Consider the following 15576-nt stretch of genomic DNA (forward strand, 5'->3'; position numbering starts at 1 on the left):
AGTCCTTGCTCGCGAACAGCCGTGGCACGATCCGCCACGGCCATCACGAAATCACCCCAGCCTCACCGCCTCGAACTTCACCCGCGGATGCGCGATGCGATCCTGCGCCCTTACCAGCTCCAGCTCATAGCTGCCGCAGGCCTGGGTCTCCAGCAACACCTCATGCACGGCGGCGGCACAGAATTCGAAGGCGTTGCGCAGGTCGTCGCCCAGCAGCAGGCGGGCGAGGAACAGCCCGGACGTGAGGTCGCCCACGCCCACCGGCTGGCGCGGGAAGGCCAGCAGCGGACGGCGCAGGTGCCAGGTATCGCCCTGCGTCACCAGCAGCATCTCGAAGGCATCCGCCGGCTTGCCCGGGTAGTTCAGGTGCTTCACCAGAATCGCCTTCGGGCCGCGTTCCAGCAGGCCGCGCGCCATCGCAGCGCAATCCTCCAGGGAGGTCGGCTGGCGGTCGCAGAAGCTGTCCAATTCCAGCTGGTTCGGGCACAGGTAGTCGGCCACGGCGGCGGCTTCGTCGAGCAGGAATTCACCCACTTCCGGCGCGACGATGCAGCCCTTCTCCGGATGGCCCATCACCGGGTCGCACAGGTACACCGCGCGCGGATTCACTTCGCGGATGCGGCGCACCACTTCGAGGATCGAACGCCCCTGCTCTGCGCTGCCCAGGTAACCCGAGAGCACCGCGTCACAGTTGCCCAGCTCGCCGATGGCGGCAATGCCGTCGACCAGCGCGGGAATCTGCTCCGGCGGCAGCACCTGGCCGGTCCAGTGGCCATACTGAGTATGGTTGGAGAACTGCACGGTATTCAGCGGCCAGACGTTGACCCCGACGCGGCGCATGGGGAACTCGGCGGCGCTGTTGCCGGCATGGCCGAAGACGACGTGGGACTGGATGGCGAGAACGTGGGGAGTGCGCGACATAACGGTGTCCTGCTACGGAATGGGGCAGTATGGGGCGCAATTCACAGGCTGTGAACATCCGCCCCTCGCCGCCCGGCGGCGGAGTGAGTAAGCTGTTGCGCCGACCCCGAGGAAGTTGAAGTGGACCTGGGCAATCTTTTCGTCTTCATGCTGGTTGTAGCGGCTGCCGCCTGGTGGTGGCGCGCCCACGGCATCCGCGAGCGTGCGCTGGTCCTGGCCAAGCAGCACTGCGCGCGCGAGGGCGTGGAACTGCTCGACGAAGCCATGGCCCTGCAACGCATCCGCTTCCGCCGCGACGGCCGCAACCACCTGCGCCTGGCCCGCGAATACGGCTTCGAGTTCACCGCCACCGGGCAGGAACGTTACGCCGGCACCATCCGCATGTTCGGTCATTACCTGGGCCGCATCGAGCTGGCGCCCTTCCGCATGGAGCCACGCGCCAGCGTTGCGCCGGTCGCCACCTTCAACCCCGCGGACGACGAGATCGTCGACGCGGTGTTCGACGACACCCCGCCATCACGCCCCAAGGCCGAGGTGGTGCGCCTGGATGAATGGCGCCGGGCACACCAGGACAAGAAAGTCGGCGACTAGAGCTTCGCGCGGATCTTGCGCCAGTCCTTTTCCACCGCTGCCGTCATCGCCTTCCGCAACAACCAGCAACGCCCACGGTGCCAGGGCGAATGCCGACGCTTCTGGTTGCGCCGACAGGCCTCGAACAGCCAGTCCGGATCGAAACCATCCCACACGCCCGCCGTCGCCCAGGTGTTGGTCCAGACCACCGGTGCCACTTCCAGGCGGTAGATCGCCTCCAGCTCCGCCACGGAAAAGCCGCTGATCGCCAGGGTCTTCGCGATGGCGGCGCGGCCGGACTTATCCAGCTCGGTGTCCAGCCACAGCTCGGACAGCGCCAGCCAGACGGACTCGCGGGCCGGGTCGTTCATTCATGGCCCAGCAGGAAGCGCGAAACACGCTCCGCGCTGTCCTCGGGATACTCCTGCATGAAGCAGTGCCCGCCGTCGACGCATTGCCCACTGACCGCCGGGTTGCTCGCGCACCAGCGCGCCACCGCCTTGGGCACGAAGGGGTAGGTGTGCTCGCCGAACAGCACCTGGGTCGGCGTCACCACCTTGTTCAGCGAAGGCCACAGGCGCTTGGGGAAGGAGCTGAAGATTTCCGCCTCGCGGCTGGGCCGGCATTTCAGCTCGACGCCGCCCTCCACCGTCTTCATCGCGTGCTCGACGTAGGCCCAAAGCGCCGCGTCGGTCCAGCCCTTGAAGATGCCCCGGCCATGCAGGCCGGCGTAGGCGGCCTCGCGATCCGGCCAGCGGCTGCGCCGTGCGCGTGCCTTCTGCACCATGGTGCGGCGCTGGTGCAGGCCGAGCACTTCGGAGAGCGCCATCACGCCGATCATCGCCGGGGTGAACAGCACCGGATCGAGCAGCACGGCGCGGCGGAACAGTTGCGGATGACGCCCGAGGATCAGGCTGGTCAGCACGCCGCCAAAGCTGTGCCCGCAGGCATACGTCGGTACGTTGCCGAAGACTCCGCGCCCGGCCTCGAAGGCTTCCACCGCCATCTCGGCGTTGCGGTTCCAGCCATGGAAGCGCCCGCCATGGTCGCTGTCGCCGTGGCCCTGGACATCGCACAGCCAGAGGTCGAAATCCTTCGCCAGCAGTTTCAGCATTGGCTCATAGGCGCGGGTGCAGAAGCCGTTGCCATGAATGAAGTGCAACAGCGGCTTGCCGCTGGGCTCGCTGCGCCAGCCGCGCAGGGTGAAACCGGCGGACCCTTCGTGGGTCCAGGACAACAACTGCATGGATGCGTCTCCGTCAGGACGCCCGCAGTGTAACGAGGCGGCCGGGCGCCGAACCAGTGCGACAACATGCTATCGTCGCCGTCCTATGCTCGACTTGCTTCGAAAATGCCGCTACCCCGCCCCCTTCGCCTCGCCCTGATCAGCCTGCTCCTGCTGGCCGGCCTGCTGCTGTCGGCATACTGGGCGGGGGAGCAGGCGCGGCACCGGGCGCTGCTCGCCGAAGCGGAGGCGGCCCATGAACAACTCGGCCTCTACGCCAACTCCCTGCACACGCTGATCGAGCGCTTTCGCAGCATTCCGGCAGTGCTCGCCCTCGACCCGGAACTGCGCGCCGCCATGCGCGGCCCCGTGGACAGCGACCTGCAGCACCAGCTCAACCTCAAGCTGCAGGCCATCAACGGAGCGGCGCGCTCCTCGACCCTGGAACTGCTGGACCACACCGGGCTCGCCGTGGCAGCGAGCAACTGGGACCTGCCGGTCAGCTACGTCGGCCACAACTATGGCTTCCGCCCTTATTTCCGCCAGACCATCGCTCACGGCGCCGGGCGCTTCTACGCGGTCGGCGTCACCAGCGGGATTCCCGGTTACTTCCTGTCCAATGCATTGCGTGACGACGACGGTCGTTTCCTCGGCGCCATCGTGGTGAAACTGGAGTTTCCCGACCTGGAGCGCCAGTGGAGCCAGACCCCGGACGTAGTGCTGGTGAGCGACAGCAAGGGCATCGTGTTCCTCGCCAACCACCCGCGCTGGCGCTATCGCGAGCTGCTGCCGCTGGACGCCGTGGCCCGCGCCGAGCTCAGGGACACCCGCCAGTACCACCGGCAGCCGCTGAGCGCCCTGCCCCACCAGACTCTCCAGCGTCTGGGCGACAACGCCCGGTTGGCGCGGGTGGAGGGCCAGGAGATCGGCGGCGACTACCTCTGGCAATCGGTCGATCTGCCCGAGGACGACTGGACCCTGCACCTGCTGCGCGATGCCCGCGGCGTCCAGAGCGACGTCACCAGCGCCCGTCTCGCCGCCGCCGGCGCCTGGCTGGCGCTGGTGTTCCTGGTGCTCTGGTTGCAACAGCGGCGGCGGCTTGCCCGCCTGCGCCAGCGCAACCAGGAGGAGCTGGAACGCCTGGTGGAGCAGCGCACCGCCGCCCTGCGCACCGCCCAGGATGGACTGGTGCAGGCCGCCAAGCTGGCGGCGCTGGGGCAGATGTCCGCAGCACTTGCCCACGAGATCAACCAGCCGCTCACCGCCCAGCGCATGCAACTGGCCAGCGTGCGCCTGCTGCTCGACGCCGGCCGCCAGGACGACGCGCGCACCGCGCTACTGCGGGTGGATGAACTGCTCGAACGCATGGCCGCACTCACCGGCCACCTGAAGACCTTCGCCCGCAAGACCCCCGGCGGCCTGCGCGAGCGCATCGAACTCGGCCACGTGCTGGACCAGGCACTGCACCTGCTCGCCGTGCGCATCCGCGACGAACGCGTGGAAATCCTCCGGCAGTTGGACGAACCGGCCTGGGTGCTGGGTGACGCGATCCGCCTGGAACAGGTGCTGGTCAACCTGCTGCGCAACGCCCTGGATGCGCTGGCGGGCACCGAGCACCCACGGATCACCCTGAGCCTGCGCCGCGCGGACGATCACTGGTGCCTGGACGTGGCCGACAACGGCCCCGGCATCGACGATGAGAACCTCGCCAGCGTCTTCGACCCCTTCTTCACCACCAAGCCCGTGGGCGAAGGACTGGGCCTGGGGCTCGCGGTATCCTACGGCATCGTCCACGAACTCGGCGGCCGCCTGAGCGCCGCCAACCAGCCCTCCGGCGGCGCACTGTTCCGCCTGAGCCTGCCCGCCGCCCCCGAAGAAAACCGAGCATGAGCCAGACCATTCTCTTCGTCGACGACGAAGCCGCCATCCGCGAAGCCGTGCAGCAGTGGCTGCAACTCTCCGGCTTCGACGTGCGCCTGTGCAGCAGCGCCGACGAGTGCCTGAAGAGCGTGGCGCGCGAGCTGCCCGACGTGATCATCAGCGATGTGCGCATGCCCGGCACCGACGGCCTGGCCCTGCTCGAACGCCTGCAACAGCTCGACCGCGACCTGCCGGTGATCATGGTCACCGGCCACGGCGACGTGCCCATGGCGGTGCAAGCCATGCGCCAGGGCGCCTACGACTTCATCGAGAAGCCCTTCACCCCCGAACGCCTGCTCGACAGCCTGCGCCGCGCCCTGGAGAAACGTCGGCTGGTGCAGGAGAACCGCCAGCTGCGCGAACAGGCGGCGCTCAAGGACCAGATCGAATCGCGCCTGCTGGGCGTGTCGCGGCCGATGGAAACCCTGCGCCGGCAGATCATGGCGCTGGCCGGCACGCCGGTGAATGTGCTGATCCGTGGTGAGACCGGCAGCGGCAAGGAACTGGTCGCGCGCTGCCTGCACGAATTCGGCCCGCGCGCCGGCAAACCCTTCGTCGCGCTGAACTGCGCGGCGATCCCCGAGCAGTTGTTCGAGACCGAACTGTTCGGCCATGAAAGCGGCGCCTTCACCGGAGCCCAGGGCAAGCGCATCGGCAAGCTGGAACACGCCAACGGCGGCAGCCTGTTCCTCGACGAGATCGAAAGCATGCCGCTGGCCCAGCAGGTCAAGCTGCTGCGCGTGCTGCAGGAACAGCAGCTGGAGCGCCTGGGCTCGAACCAGAGCATCAAGGTCGATTTGCGGGTGATCGCCGCGACCAAGCCGGACCTGCTGGAAGAAGCCCGCGCCGGACGCTTCCGCGAAGACCTGGTGTACCGCCTGAACGTCGCCGAACTGCGCCTGCCGCCGCTGCGCGAGCGCCGCGAGGACATCCCGCTGCTGTTCGAGCACTACGCCGGGCTGGCCAGCGAGAAGTTCGCCCGCGAAGCCGTGCCGCTCTCCGCCACCGAGCTGGCCCGCCTGCTCGCCCACGACTGGCCGGGCAACGTGCGTGAACTGGCCAATGCCGCCGAGCGTCACGTGCTCGGCCTGGACCGCGACGAGGCGCCCGTCGAGCCGGCCGGCAACGGCCTGTTCGAACGCATGGAAGCCTACGAGGCGCAGTGCATCCGCCAGGCGCTGGCCCAGTGCAAGGGTGATATCAAGGCGGTGATGGAGCTGCTCGGCCTGCCGCGCCGCACCCTCAACGAGAAGATGCAGCGCCACGGGCTGAGCCGCGGGGATTACCTGGGCGAGGACTGAGGCTGGCGCCACCGCTTCGGCAACCAACGTCCGCCGAGGCGCGCCCAGCACGCGAGCAACAGCAGCGGCCCGAGGATCGCGATCGACGCCATCAGGGGCAGGCCGGCGGAGGTCTGCGCGCGCATCAGCGCTTCATGGAACAACAGGTAGCCGAGCACGCCGAGCAGCGCCGTGCACAGCAGCCAGCCAAGACCGATGGTCACACCCGCCAGCAGTATGCGGCCGGCCGAATAGCACGGCAGCCGGCCTGGAAGCCGCGTGTAGATGCACAGCAGAACCAGCGCGGCGGGAATCATCCAGGCCAGGACCTCCAGCGCAGTTCCCCAGTACCCCATCCGGTTGAGCACGAAGAGACGCACCAGCCCCGAAAGCAGCTTTGCGGTGACCCCGGCGAAGGCAAGAGCAACCCCGACCGCGACGTGCAGCCGCCGGATCGACGGCAGCACCTCCGAGAGCCGGCGCTCAGCGCGCGAGCGGGTCGCCGCCAGAACCACCCACAGGCAGATCAGGTACAGACCCAACTGCACCAACGCCCCGCCAAGCAGTGCGATCGGTATGACAATGAACGACTGGTCGCTGAGATCGCCCAGCCAGAAGGCGAATTCCTGTATCGGCTGAACGAGCACCTTGCTGTAAAGCTGCTCGGCGGCGATCTGCAGCACGAAAAACACCATCACGATGATCGCCAGGGGGCGGAATCGCCGTATTGCGTGGCGCTCGCGCTGGGCCTGCATGAACAGCACCACCAGGGCGGCGCTGACGGCCAGGGACGACAGCCAGGGACCGAGCAGGCCCGGCACGGCGTGCAGCAGTTGTCCGATGGGAGCGCCGCCGAACCACTGCCGCAGCAGGTCCGCCAGTACCGCGCCGGCGCCGAGCAGGAACAGCGCGGCAGCCACCAGATAGGGCTGCCAGAGCGCCGGAACGGAAGCACCCGTTTCCGCCGCGAGTTCAGCCCTTGGGGCGATGAAGGGGCTTTCCTGCACGAATCAGTATCCTGGGCGATGGGAGCGAAGCGGCATTATGCCCGGGATACAGCGCGCGGGATCAGCTCGCCCGCGCGGGGAAGAACCAGCCGGTGCTCCACCGCGTCAGCGGCCAGAGCGCCGCCAGGCAGAGGATGGCGGGCACCAGCACGATCGGCGGCGGATTGAGATAGTTACCGCTGTCCAGCACCAGGAACGCCAGAACAATCGAACAGAGCAGCACGCAGGCGCCCCACATCGTCAGCAGTACCAGCGAAGCGCCCAGGACCCGGCCGGCGGCAAAGCGCTCCACCTGCGCAGGCAACCGTGCCCTTGCCGCCAGCATGACCACCGCGAACGGCACCGCGCAGCCGATGAACTGGAAGAATGGCTGCCAGTAATCGCCCTCCCGGTAGAGCATCATCACACTGACCGCCAGGGATGACGCTGCCTTGTAGAGCACTGCGCTGAAGCACAGCCCGATACCCAGCGCCACCTGCCAGCCGGCCACGGGCGTGCGCAAACCCTTGGCGATGCGCTCCGAGCCGGAGCGAGCCAGGCACAGCACCAGCCACAAGGGCAGCAGGCAGGTCAGCAGCAGGTTCAGCAGGCCGCTGCCCTGCGTATACAGGAGCACCCAGAACTGACGGTTTTCCTGCTCCAGCGCCCAGCCGTAGTACGACGAGCCAAGGAAGCCCAGGCCGGCGTTGAGCGCCAGGCTGCACAGCAGGTAAAGCAGGATGTAACCCGCCAGCAGTGCGCCCATCGGACGGAAGCGCAGGATGCCGTGGCGCTCGCGCTGGCCATGCACCAGCAGCAGGACGGCAGCGCTGTAGATGAGCAAGCTGCCCACCGTGCTGGAGATCAGCATCGGCATGACGCGCTCTATCTGCTCGCGGAACTGCGCCCCGCTGTTGAACCACTGCCACCCCATGCTGAGGCCGAACAGGCAGAGGGTCGCGACGATCTGCGCAACGATGAAGGGATAGGGCTGGCGGGAAGCGGGCACCGGCACGGACTCTGACGAGGTCAGCTCGGCGTGCGGCGTGGCGAAGGGGTTATCGGTGTTCATGGGCGGCATCCTTGTCGAACCGCGCCGATTCCACCAGAAGCCTGCCGCCGTTGCCAAGCGGTTGCGTGCAGACAAAAAAAAGCCGCTGATAGCAGCGGCCTTGAGATAGACGTCGATTCGGAGCAATCACATATCAACGTCGGGAAGCTTGCCGGCGGTGAGGCCGGGAACGGCGCTCCTCGAAAGCAGCGCTGTTGGGTCAAGTATATTGACCGATCAGACAAGAATACAGGCCGCTGGCAGCGAAAGACTGTTACAGCATCTGTAATAGTCGCCTTCCAGCCGCAGGAAACACAGGCAAAAAAACGCCGCATGTCTTATGCGGCGCAAGGTGTTGAGAAGCCCGGCTCACGCACCGGGCCTCCCGGGGGAAGTGGCCGATCAGGAATCGGCGCGGCTGTCGGCAGCGGCCTTGGCAGTCTGCTCGGCGGACTGGGCCTGCTGCTGGGCAATGGCGGCTTCGTTGGCCTTGACCATCTTGTCGGTCATCAGGCGCGACTCTTCGGCGAAGCTCAGTTGGGTGAAGGACAGCGTGCAAACGGACAGCAGGGCAGCAACATAAAGCGAACGGGACATGATGAAGATCCTTTCTGAACACCCGGTTGGTCGGGGTTGGAGAAAGGTTACGGCGCAACAGTCGAGCGAAAAATAGCTAGCTAACCAACAAAGCATTGCCTAAAAAGCAACAATCGTCGGCGATCGTTCGAGAAGCCCGATATAGAGCATCCGTGGCGATCTGTCGCAGCCTGGCGGCGGCTCAGGCCCAGTTGACGGGATCGTTGAGCGCTGCTTCGTCTTCCTCGAAGACCTTGGGCAGCTCCGCCTTGAGGAACTCCACCCAGGTGCGGATCTTCGCATCGAGGAATCGCCGCGACGGGTACAGCGCGTAGATCTGCCGCACATGCAGGCTGTGCCGGGGCAGCACGCGCACCAGCGAACGCTTGCGCAGCGCGGGCGCGGCGACGTAGCTGGGCAGCAGGCAGATGCCCATGCCGGCGGCGGCGGCGCCGGTGAGCGCCTCGGCGACGTTGACCATGAAGGTGTCGCGCGGGCGGATCACGCTCGCCTCATTGCCTTCCTCGAAGGCCCAGCCCTCGGGGAAGGTCGGGTCCTGCAGGCGCAGGCACTGGTGCTGATGCAGGTCGGCGACGCTGGTCGGGGTGCCGCGCCGCTTGAGGTACTCGGGGCTGGCGCAGAGCACGCTGTAGATGGTGCCCAGGGTCTGGGCGACGAACTCGGAGTCGGGCAGCTCGCGGTCGCGGGTGATCACCACGTCCTGGCCTTCCTCGAGGATGTCCGGCTGGCGCTGGGCCAGGGTCAGCTCGATGTAGACCTCGGGGAAGGATTCGCAGTAGCGCGAGATCAGCGGGATCAGGTGCTGCTGGCCGAGGCCGGTGAGCGAGTGCACGCGCAGGCGGCCGCGCGGGTTGAGGTGCGCGCCGCTGGCTTCGGCCTCGGCTTCGTCGACGTCGGCGAGGATTTCCCGACAGCGCTGCAGGTAGCGCTCGCCGGTTTCGGTCAGCGCCAGGCGGCGGGTGGTGCGGTGCAGCAGGCGGGCTTCGAGCTGGGATTCGAGATCGGAGACGACGCGCGAGACCTGGGCTGTGGATAACCCCAGGGCGTTGGCGGCGGCGGTGAAGCTGCCGGCATCCACCACCCGGACGAAGGCCCGCATCGCGTGAAGTACGTCCATGGATTCCCCTTGCTCATCCAGCTTGTAGGAAACGAAGACAATTGTTGTCTTCGCCGCAAAACTGAATCGCAGTATAGGGTCGTTTTTTACCGATTGTTACCACGTATAGTGCCGGCCAAGTCGCTGCAGCAACGTTGGGCATACCAGGCTCATCGTACGGCCGCCGATACACCAATCGACGGCCATCTCCCCCGCGCATACCTGGCTGCAGCGACTGACTTTTTCTCCTCGGGCGGCCATCTGCGGATGGCCGCCCTTTTTCGTTTCTGCCGGGTGAGTTCGGCGCGAGGGCGGTCCCCTCACCCCTGCCCTCTCCCCCAGGAGAGGGGGCAGTTCGTGCCGGCTGACACCACTGCTTCATCCTTCGCCGGTCAGTCCCCTCTCCCTCTGGGAGAGGGTTAGGGTGAGGGCAGCCCGAAACACCGAAGTACAGTAGGGTTCGCGAGCAAGCTCGCTCCTACAGAAAAGCGCTCAGCGCGGCAGCGGGTAGAGGCGCTCGTCGAACTGATCCAGGCGCACGAATTCCAGCGGCTTGTCCTCGTCCAGATGCTGCAGGCGCTCCTGGTACTGGCGCAGGAAGTCCACGCGCGCGTCGTTGCTGATGTAGGGCACGTGCCAAGCGACGAAGGGCGGCAGCACGGTCATGCCGGTGTAGGCCAGGGTGCCGCGCAGGATCGGCCGCAGCATGTCTTCCAGCGGGCCGTGGATGGCGCCTTCGCCGAACATGTGGTCGCGCCCGCCGAGAGTCACGGTGACCAGCACCTTCTTGCCGGCCAGGCCGCCCTGGTCGTAGAAGCGCTTGCCGCCGTAGCAGATGCCCGAGACCAGCACACGGTCGAACCAGCCCTTGAGGATGGCCGGCGCGGAGAACCAGTAGATCGGGAAGTTGAAGATCACCAGGTCCGCCCAGAGCAGCTTGTCCAGCTCGGCCTGGATGTCGGCGGCGATGGTCTGGCTCTTGGCGCCTTCGCGCTGCTCCAGCGCGTAGACCAGGTACTCCGGGTTGGCGCGGGCGCCGAAGTCGGCGGCGCTGGCCACCGGATTCCAGTTCATCGCGTAGAGGTCGGAGACCTGCACATCATGGCCCTGGCCGCGCAGGGTTTCTTCAGCGAGCTTGTACAGCGCGGTGCTGAAGGATTGCGGTTCGTTGTGGGCGTGGACGATCAGTACGTTCATGTGGATTCCTGGCCAGAAAGTCGGTACCTGTGGGATCGGTGCGCTGGCTCGGCACCCTCTCCCCAGCCCTCTCCCTGAAGGGAGAGGGAGTGTTCGTGTTCATTCTTCAGCGCGAGCCCTCGCCGGTAGCACCGAAGCGCTCGTGCCCCTCGAAGGGAGCTGCAACTAGGCGGCGGGGCGAAGGCTTCCCCGGTCACCGGCCAACTCCCATCCATTCGAAAACTCCGGACGGCCCCCTCTCCCTTCAGGGAGAGGGGGCCTTCAGCCACTCAGAGTTGGATAGCCTTGAGCTCGACAAACTCGTGCAGGCCCTGCTCGCCCCATTCGCGGCCGTTGCCGGATTGCTTGTAGCCACCGAACGGCGCCCGGTAGTTGAACGCGCCGCCGTTGACGAAGCATTGGCCGGCGCGCATCTGCCGGGCGAGGCGCAGGCCATCTTCGCGGTCTCCCGCCCAGACGGCGCTGGACAGGCCGAACGGCGAATCGTTGGCGATGGCGATGGCCTCGGCCTCGTCGGCGTAGGGAATCAGGCACAGCACCGGGCCGAAGATTTCCTCGCGGGCGATGCGCATCTGGTTGTTCACGCCGGCGAAAATCGTCGGCTGCACGTAGTGACCGCGCTCCAGATGGGCCGGCCGCTCAGCACCGCCGCACACCAGCTGTGCGCCTTCTTCCTGGCCGACGCGGATGTAATCCAGCACGGTGCGGCGCTGGCCACCCGAGCACATCGGGCCGAGGAAGCTGTCGGCGTCCAGCGGGTCACCCATCTTCAGCGCGAGGGTTTCGGCGCGGGCGATCTCGACGGCCTCGGCATAGCGATGGGCCGGCAGCAGCATGCGGGTGAGCGCGGTGCACGTCTGCCCGGAGTTGATCATCACGTCCTGCACGCCATGACGCACGGCGGCGGCCAGGTCGGCATCGGCGGTGATCAGGAACGGCGACTTGCCGCCCAGCTCCAGGCACACGCGCTTGACCGTCGGCGCGGCGGCTTCGGAGACCTTTACACCGGCACCGGTGGAGCCGGTGAAGGAGACCATGTCCACGTCCGGATGCCGCGCCAGGGCTTCGCCGACCTTGGAGCCAGGGCCGCTGACCAGGTTGAATACGCCGGCCGGCAGGCCGATGGCGTGGACCATGTCGGCCAGCAGGAAGGCATGCAGCGGGGTGTCCTGGCTGGGCTTGACCACCACGGTGCAGCCCGCGGCCAGTGCCGGGGCGAGCTTGCCGATCAGCTGGTGCAGCGGGTAGTTCCAGGGATTGATGAAGGCGCAGACGCCCACCGCTTCCTTGACGATCAGCGAGTTGCCAACCTCGCGCACCTCGTCCATGTGCGCGGCCATGTCGGCGTAGCTTTCCAGGCCCTCGATCGGCCCGTCCACCTGCACCATGCGGCACCACTGCACCGGCATGCCCAGCTCGGCGGTGATCAGCGCGGCCATTTCGTCGGCGCGGTTCTTCAGTTGTTCGGCGAGGGCGCGGATGTAGCCGGCACGCACGTGGGACGGCGTCTGCGACCAGGCCGGGAAGGCACGGCGCGCGGCGTCCACCGCGCGGTTCACGTCGCCTTCGCCGCCCAGCGGGACGCGGCCAACGCATTCCTCGGTGGCCGGGTTCTGCACCTCGGCCAGCCCCTCGCCTTGCGGCGCCACCCAGGCGCCATCGATGTAGAGCTGGGTACGATCATGCATAGCGTTTTTCCTTGAGCAGTTCGGCAGCGCACAGGGCGATGCGGCGGCAGGCTTCGCGCAGCGGTTCGGCGCCGAGCACCAGCCCCAGGCGGATGTGCCCGGCGGCGCTGGGACCGAAGGCTTCGCCGGCCAGCACGGAAACGCCGTGGCGGTCCAGCAGCAGATCGGAGAATTCCTGGGCGGACAGGCCGGTGGCGCGGATATCCACCATCACGAACATGCCGCCGTCCGGGCGCAGGGCGCGCACGCCGACGCAGTCGGCCAGGCAGTCGATCACCAGGTCGCGGCGCTGGCGGTAGGCCTCACGCATCGCGTCCAGTTCCGGCAGCTGGGCTTCCAGGGCGGTGCAGGCGGCGTCCTGGATGAAGTCCGGCGAGCCGTAGAGCATGCACAGGGCGAGGTTTTCCAGATGGGCGCAGAGTTCCTTCGGACCCACGACCCAGCCCACGCGCCAGCCGGTCATGGCGTGGGATTTCGACAGGCTGTTGAGGGTCGCGGTGCGCTCGGCCATGCCCGGCAGGCTGGCGGGGCTGATGTGCTCGCCGTCGAACAGCAGTTCGCTGTAGACCTCGTCGGAAATCATCCACAGGTCATTTTTTACGCACAGCTCGGCCAGCTTCTCCCAGGTGACGCGCGGCAGGCTGGCGCCGGAGGGGTTGTGCGGGCTGTTGATGGCCAGGGCGCGGGTGCGCGGAGTGATCAGCGCGGCGACGTCCTCGGCCTGCACGCGGAAGCCGTGCTCGGAACGTACCGACACCGGGATGACCTTGGCGCCGCAGGCGCCGAACACCGCTTCGTAGGTGACGTACATCGGCTCGGCGACTATGACTTCATCGCCCGGATTGAGCACGCACTGCGCCACGGCATAGAGCGCGCACTGCGCGCCGGCCAGCACCACGACCTCATCGGCGGAGACGGCCTGGCCGCTGCGCTGGGTGTGGCGGCGGGCGATGGCTTCGCGCAGCGAGCGCTTGCCGCGCACGTCGGCGTAGTGGGTGTTGCCGGCCAGCAGGCTGTCGATGGCCGACTGCACGATGGGCACCGGAGTGTCGAAGTCCGGGTCGCCCACCGACAGCAGGAGGATGTCGTCGCCCTGCTCCATGCGCGCCAGGGCGCGGTAGTGGATGTCCCAGGCGGCGGCGCCGTCGCCGGCGATGCGTTGGGTGAAGTTGGAATAGCGCATGGGAATCTCCTTGGAACCTGCCGGCACGGGTGGCAACAGGCTCGAATGCTCAGTGACCACGCCGGAGCCTGCACGGCCCCGGCGAGTACGACGGACCTACTTGGCGCAGGCGTGTTTCAGCTCGATCAGGGTCACGCCCGGATGGGCGAAGCCGGCGCGCAGGTCGCGCTCCAGTTCGTCCAGGCTCTGCGGCTGGCGCATCTGGCAGCCGTAGGCGCGGCCGAGCAGGGCGAAGTCCGGGTTGCGCGGCAGGACGCCGATGGGCTCGATGTCCAGGCCGATCATGTCGTCGCGGATCTGCCCCAGCGCATCGTTGTTCCACAGCAGCACCACCAGCGGGCTGTCCAGCTCCTCGGTGGCGGTGGCCAGTTCCTGGGCGGTGTAGAGGAAGCCGCCGTCGCCCACCAGCACCAGGCCCGAACGCTCCGGTGCGCCGAACTTGGCGCCGATGCCGGCGGGCACGCCGTAGCCGAGGGTGCCGTAGCCGGTGGGGTGCAGCCAGCCGCGCGGGGCCTTGCTCGGGTAGAGGTAGTTGCCGCTGTAGGCCAGCTGGGTCATGTCGCTGGCGATGAAGGCGTTGTCCGGCAGGACCTTGGCGATGCGCTCCAGGATCGACTTGTGAATCAGTTGCAGCGGCGCGTGGCCGGCATCGATCTGCGCGCGCAGCTCGGCGATCCGCGACTGCGCCTTGGCGGCGTCACGGGTGGCGCTGGGCAGCGCGGCGAGCAGCGCTTCGGCGGTGGCCTTGGAGTCGCCCAGCAGCGCCACGGCGCTCGGGTAGAAGTCGTTGAACTTGCGCGAGTCGACATCGACGCGGATCACCTCGCCGGTGACCGGCAGGCGGTCGCGCCAGAAGTCGGTGTCGGCCATTTCGGTGCCGATGGCCAGGACCACGTCGGCCTCGGCGATCATGTCCCAACCGGCCTGGGTGCACAGGGTGGCGCCGGCGGACAGCGGCGCTTCCGGCGCCAGCAGGCCCTTGCCGGCGACGCTGGTGAACAGCGGCGCGGCCAGGCGCTCGCTCAGCGCGGCCAGGGCGTCGGCGGCGTGCAGCGCACCGCCGCCGGCGATGATCATCGGACGCTGGGCGGCCTTGAGTTTATCCACAGCCTGCTGGAGCGCATCGGCGCCGGGCTGGCCACGACCGGCGCGGCGGACGACTTCATGGGTCCAGTCGCGGGCGATGGGCGCGGCGAGCACGTCCAGCGGCACGGAGATGTGCACCGGGCGCGGGCGCTCGCTGTCGAACACGGCGTAGGCGCGGGCGATCAGTTCGGGCAGGTCTTCCGGGGTCAGCGCCACGGCGGAGAACGCGGTGATCGGCGCGGTCATGGCGCGCTGGTCCTGGGTCTCGTGCAGGCAGCCCCAGCCCTTGCCCAGGCTGGCGGTGTGGTTGACGCTGGAGATCACCAGCATCGGGATGGAGTCGGCGTAGGCCTGGCCGATGGCGGTGGCAGCGTTGGTCACGCCGGGGCCGGTGATGATGAAGGCCACGCCCGGCTTGCCGCTGACGCGCGCGTAGCCGTCGGCCATGAAGCCGGCGCCCTGTTCGTGACGGGTCAGCACGTGGCGGATGCCGCTGCCGGGCAGGCCACGGTACAGCTCCAGGGTGTGCACACCGGGAATGCCGAACACGGTGTCGACGCCGTAGTTGGCCAGCAGGCGGACCAGGGCCTGGCCGCCGGTGAGGGTTTTGTCGTTTTGCATGAACGATCTCCCGAATGGTTCTTCGGCGGATAACTGCGAGCGGTTATTCGCGCTACTCGTTGGGGCTCACGCCGAGTCTCCGGCGTGCGCCGCTTTTGCTCCCTCTCCCTTCAGGGAGAGGGCTGGGGAGAGGGGCTCTTGTCGGTGGCACCGAG

14 protein-coding genes are annotated in these 15576 nt (G+C 67.6%); 3 read left to right on the forward strand and 11 right to left on the reverse strand.

Going from position 1 to position 15576, the window contains the following annotated elements:
• Positions 1-51 precede the first annotated feature (51 nt).
• Positions 52-921, reverse strand: coding sequence for a pyridoxal kinase PdxY (pdxY, locus tag SD196_RS27190; RefSeq protein ID WP_343575764.1), 870 nt, complete (start codon positions 919-921; stop codon positions 52-54).
• Positions 922-1041: 120 nt separating this feature from the next.
• On the opposite strand from pdxY, the gene SD196_RS27195 reads away from it, so the two are divergent.
• Entirely contained in the window at positions 1042-1512 is a 471-nt protein-coding gene (locus SD196_RS27195; protein ID WP_370600341.1) for a DUF3301 domain-containing protein, read from the forward strand.
• Here the strand turns inward: SD196_RS27195 and SD196_RS27200 are convergent.
• Both SD196_RS27200 and SD196_RS27205 read right to left on the reverse strand, forming a co-directional pair.
• A complete protein-coding gene (locus tag SD196_RS27200; protein WP_275609370.1) occupies positions 1509-1862 on the reverse strand; it encodes a hypothetical protein in 354 nt (117 codons plus the stop codon). The two genes, SD196_RS27195 and SD196_RS27200, sit on opposite strands and share 4 nt — an antisense overlap.
• A complete protein-coding gene (locus tag SD196_RS27205) occupies positions 1859-2737 on the reverse strand; it encodes an alpha/beta fold hydrolase (protein ID WP_416310890.1) in 879 nt (292 codons plus the stop codon). Before SD196_RS27205 ends, SD196_RS27200 begins: the two co-directional genes overlap by 4 nt.
• A gap of 105 nt (positions 2738-2842) precedes the next feature.
• On the opposite strand from SD196_RS27205, the gene SD196_RS27210 reads away from it, so the two are divergent.
• Together SD196_RS27210 and SD196_RS27215 are read left to right on the forward strand one after the other, a co-directional pair.
• Positions 2843-4606, forward strand: coding sequence for a sensor histidine kinase (locus SD196_RS27210; protein ID WP_416310891.1), 1764 nt, complete (start codon positions 2843-2845; stop codon positions 4604-4606).
• The gene (locus SD196_RS27215; protein ID WP_275609373.1) at positions 4603-5937 is read left to right on the forward strand and encodes a sigma-54-dependent transcriptional regulator; all 1335 of its coding nucleotides are present in this window, start codon (positions 4603-4605) and stop codon (positions 5935-5937) included. Before SD196_RS27210 ends, SD196_RS27215 begins: the two co-directional genes overlap by 4 nt.
• Here SD196_RS27215 and SD196_RS27220 read toward each other — a convergent pair.
• From SD196_RS27220 to SD196_RS27255, 8 genes are all read right to left on the reverse strand, one after another.
• The gene (locus tag SD196_RS27220) at positions 5919-6923 is read right to left on the reverse strand and encodes a hypothetical protein (protein WP_416310892.1); all 1005 of its coding nucleotides are present in this window, start codon (positions 6921-6923) and stop codon (positions 5919-5921) included. The genes SD196_RS27215 and SD196_RS27220 overlap by 19 nt on opposite strands.
• Before the next feature lie 61 nt (positions 6924-6984).
• Positions 6985-7974: a hypothetical protein gene (locus SD196_RS27225; protein WP_416310893.1), complete on the reverse strand. Its 990-nt coding sequence runs from the start codon at positions 7972-7974 to the stop codon at positions 6985-6987.
• 381 nt (positions 7975-8355) lie between these two features.
• Entirely contained in the window at positions 8356-8550 is a 195-nt protein-coding gene (locus SD196_RS27230; protein WP_331315027.1) for a hypothetical protein, read from the reverse strand.
• A gap of 181 nt (positions 8551-8731) precedes the next feature.
• Entirely contained in the window at positions 8732-9667 is a 936-nt protein-coding gene (locus SD196_RS27235; RefSeq protein ID WP_275609377.1) for a LysR family transcriptional regulator, read from the reverse strand.
• Between the two features lie 471 nt (positions 9668-10138).
• Positions 10139-10843: an NAD(P)H-dependent oxidoreductase gene (locus SD196_RS27240; RefSeq protein WP_416310894.1), complete on the reverse strand. Its 705-nt coding sequence runs from the start codon at positions 10841-10843 to the stop codon at positions 10139-10141.
• A gap of 269 nt (positions 10844-11112) precedes the next feature.
• Entirely contained in the window at positions 11113-12531 is a 1419-nt protein-coding gene (locus SD196_RS27245) for an aldehyde dehydrogenase family protein (protein ID WP_331315033.1), read from the reverse strand.
• The gene (locus SD196_RS27250) at positions 12524-13714 is read right to left on the reverse strand and encodes a pyridoxal phosphate-dependent aminotransferase (RefSeq protein WP_416310895.1); all 1191 of its coding nucleotides are present in this window, start codon (positions 13712-13714) and stop codon (positions 12524-12526) included. The genes SD196_RS27245 and SD196_RS27250 overlap by 8 nt, the downstream gene beginning before the upstream one ends.
• Before the next feature lie 96 nt (positions 13715-13810).
• Positions 13811-15421: a 5-guanidino-2-oxopentanoate decarboxylase gene (locus SD196_RS27255; protein ID WP_416310896.1), complete on the reverse strand. Its 1611-nt coding sequence runs from the start codon at positions 15419-15421 to the stop codon at positions 13811-13813.
• Positions 15422-15576: the final 155 nt, after the last annotated feature.

This window comes from Pseudomonas macauensis (assembly GCF_047902425.1).
Lineage (GTDB): Bacteria > Pseudomonadota > Gammaproteobacteria > Pseudomonadales > Pseudomonadaceae > Pseudomonas.

Excerpts from the sequence above, each read along its gene's own strand:
- SD196_RS27250 (WP_416310895.1), bottom strand. The coding sequence starts at position 13,714 with ATGCGCTATTCCAACTTCACCCAACGCATCGCCGGCGACGGCGCCGCC.
- SD196_RS27230 (WP_331315027.1), bottom strand. The coding sequence starts at position 8,550 with ATGTCCCGTTCGCTTTATGTTGCTGCCCTGCTGTCCGTTTGCACGCTG.
- SD196_RS27200 (WP_275609370.1), bottom strand. The coding sequence starts at position 1,862 with ATGAACGACCCGGCCCGCGAGTCCGTCTGGCTGGCGCTGTCCGAGCTG.
- SD196_RS27205 (WP_416310890.1), bottom strand. The coding sequence starts at position 2,737 with ATGCAGTTGTTGTCCTGGACCCACGAAGGGTCCGCCGGTTTCACCCTG.
- SD196_RS27255 (WP_416310896.1), bottom strand. The coding sequence starts at position 15,421 with ATGCAAAACGACAAAACCCTCACCGGCGGCCAGGCCCTGGTCCGCCTG.
- SD196_RS27245 (WP_331315033.1), bottom strand. The coding sequence starts at position 12,531 with ATGCATGATCGTACCCAGCTCTACATCGATGGCGCCTGGGTGGCGCCG.
- SD196_RS27240 (WP_416310894.1), bottom strand. The coding sequence starts at position 10,843 with ATGAACGTACTGATCGTCCACGCCCACAACGAACCGCAATCCTTCAGC.
- pdxY (WP_343575764.1), bottom strand. The coding sequence starts at position 921 with ATGTCGCGCACTCCCCACGTTCTCGCCATCCAGTCCCACGTCGTCTTC.
- SD196_RS27215 (WP_275609373.1), top strand. The coding sequence starts at position 4,603 with ATGAGCCAGACCATTCTCTTCGTCGACGACGAAGCCGCCATCCGCGAA.
- SD196_RS27210 (WP_416310891.1), top strand. The coding sequence starts at position 2,843 with ATGCCGCTACCCCGCCCCCTTCGCCTCGCCCTGATCAGCCTGCTCCTG.
- SD196_RS27235 (WP_275609377.1), bottom strand. The coding sequence starts at position 9,667 with ATGGACGTACTTCACGCGATGCGGGCCTTCGTCCGGGTGGTGGATGCC.
- SD196_RS27225 (WP_416310893.1), bottom strand. The coding sequence starts at position 7,974 with ATGAACACCGATAACCCCTTCGCCACGCCGCACGCCGAGCTGACCTCG.